This window comes from Bacillus cereus group sp. BceL291 (assembly GCF_051776705.1).
Taxonomy (GTDB): Bacteria; Bacillota; Bacilli; order Bacillales; family Bacillaceae_G; genus Bacillus_A; species Bacillus_A cereus.
This window is the reverse complement of sequence record NZ_JBPWAP010000181.1, coordinates 1-2,768: the sequence shown is the minus strand read 5'-3', so window position 1 is coordinate 2,768 and position 2,768 is coordinate 1. Positions and strand designations below refer to the sequence as shown.

Sequence of the window (2,768 nt, the reverse complement as noted above, 5' to 3'; positions counted from 1 at the left end):
GATAGTGATAGGTAAGACTTTGAAATAATCTCCATCTTTTCCCCCACTCTAAACCGTACGTGCGATTTTCACCGCATACGGCTTGCCATCGATAATTTGTTCTTATGTACAACGTGACATCTCGCGATGTGTGTTGTTATATTTCTTAATCTCTTATTGTCTTCCTCAGCTCTTCAATCAATTTCACTCTTTTGGTTGTGCCTTCAATTGGTTTGCTATTGTGTACCAACTTGTGACACTCATTGCAAAGAGAGATTAAATTCTTGACCTTGTTGATTTCATCCATGGGTAATGTATTCTTTTTATGATGGCAATGTGCCTTGCCATATAAGTAGCATGAGCAAGCTCGACATTTACCTTTATCTCGATTGTACGCATAGTCTTTGTTCATCATATATTCGAAGTTTGTAATTTCCCGACTCTTATCTGAATGAGCTATAAATAACTCATCTGCTTTATATGTAGCTGGTCTCGCAAGAGGAGGAACTTTTTCCATCATTTTGGCATAAAGTTTTCTTCCTTCAGGCGTATAAGGTGTCATATCTTGATTAAAGTTTCTGGAGTATTGTACTGGAGTAATGGCACTCTTGGTTATACCAATCAAGATACCATCAATCTCTATTGCTAGAGTTTTTCCTTGATACTTTTCATGTCTATTAATACGATTTCCTAAAATATTCATAGGAACAAAGTGTTTCATTGCCATCTTTGTATCCTTTTCATATCTAAAATAACTTTTAAAAGACTTCCAAACTCCCCAGAATAGCCTATTGTCAATTTTCTCTAGTGTACGTTTGCTAATGCCCTTGTTAAAGTAGTTGCTTAATCCGATCAATTTTTCGTTAATTTTTTCTATGTTTGTAGCAAACCACTCGTTGTCCGGACTGTACCTTAGTTTTTTAACAATAACTTTAATCTCTTCAACTGACCTACTAACCGCTTTCATATTAGGATATAGTAACGGTGCTTCCTTATTCTCCTTTGTCATTCCAAACCTCATGTTATAGGAGAGGAATGTTAGAGGTCTTATCCTCAGGTCGGAGATAAGTGTCTTTTCCTTCGACAGATCAAGATGGAGTACATGTTTGAGATATTTCCCTGCTTTTTTCAACAACCTCGTTGCATTCTCTTCACTAGTTGTTAATATAACCCAGTCGTCTGCATATCTAACTAAATAGGTTGGACAGTGTCCTTCTTTTCTTAATTTTTGGTATGCAGCTTTTCTTGATTGATACCTATTGGTGTATGGATGGTATTCGTATTCTTTGGCTATAAACCAGTCAAAACCGTTCAGATAAATGTTTGCTAGTAAGGGGCTAATGATTCCTCCTTGTGGCGTACCCTTATCTGTTTTGTAATACCTTCCCTCATCCATATATCCTGCTTTTAGCATTTTTTTAATTATGGCTAACAGTCTTTTGTCCTTAATCCCCATATTCCACATAATTTCTAGTAATTTATTATGGTTAATGTTATCAAAATAACCCTTGATATCACCCTCAACCACCCAATACGTTTTGCTTCTACGCGCTACGTCTCTCATTCTGGCTAGAGCATGTTCCGCACTACGATAGGGACGAAAACCGTAACTATGCTTGTAAAATTTAGCTTCTACAATAGGTTCAATGAACATCCTCACTAGCTCTTGAATAATGCGGTCTATCATATTAGGGATACCCAATGGTCTCATTTCAGATTTCTTACTGGATTTGATATTCCCTTTTGGAATGTAGATGCGCTTTACCGGTTGTGGTGTGTAGCTATTAATAGTGTTCCTGATTAGCTCTACTAAACTAGATGTTTCCATTTGTAGAAAATCATCAATAGTTTTCCCATCAATCCCCGCAGTCTTGCTTCCTTTATTACTCTTTATGTTGTGGATGGCGGTTTTGATCACTTCTTCATTAGATAATATTTCCATGATGCTGAAAAAGTTTTTACCTTCCTTGGACATAAAGTATAAATCCTCTAGTGTTTTGATTAGGTCGCTTTCAGAATTAATCAATCGTCTGTTTACCTTCACTACATCACCTTCTTTATTTCATTGTTAAAGAAGAGTAGATTTCATGAATTAGCTGTTTATTCGGATTAACCTCATTTAGACGTTGATAGATTAAGAAATATTAAATTACCGACTGGTGTCCTTCGCTCCCGTTGTTTTTTCCTCTCTGTTACACTTCGGAATGGTTCCTTATAGTAACGTCATTGAGACAACAATCATCACTACTATGACACCTCTGCCAGCTATGAGTTTCATTGAGACTGTAATCTCTCCCAACATAGCCTTCAAACGTTCCATTTACTCTATCCCTTTATTTGCATGTCCTTAGATGCCCACTCTCTGCCGGTAAATCATATGGAATTTAATGAACAATTGTTTTCCTATGCAAACTAGCATTTCAACTAGTTAGAACATTACACTATGAAAGAGAGTGTAAGTTATTTACTTTGTATTCTTTTCAGAATAAGGTCCTCACGACAGTTCACACATGGGTTTGTTGTCTCATCATAGACTGCTTTTAAGGACTACCGCATTATTTTCACCATGTCCGAGGTTTTAGGTTACTTGAATTACGACTTTTCCAAGCTCCGCACCATGTAGCTTACAGTCCACATCGCACGTTGGAGTATTATAGTCATGACAATGTTCATTAGTCATGATTAGGACTTTCACCTAATAATTCGAGTAAATAGTTAGATATATTCTACAAATATATCCCCACATTTCATGAGACTACTCAGTTATAGTGGAACGTTTCGCACCTTTC

Annotated in this window: 1 protein-coding gene; it reads right to left on the bottom strand. The window is 36.5% G+C overall.

What is annotated here, in order from left to right; translation table 11 throughout:
• Positions 1-145: 145 nt before the first annotated feature.
• Positions 146-2,023 carry a group II intron reverse transcriptase/maturase gene (ltrA, locus tag ACS2CR_RS33825; RefSeq protein ID WP_153602495.1) on the bottom strand — a complete coding sequence of 626 codons (1,878 nt, stop codon included), beginning with the start codon at positions 2,021-2,023 and terminating at the stop codon, positions 146-148.
• Between the last annotated feature and the right edge of the window lie 745 nt (positions 2,024-2,768).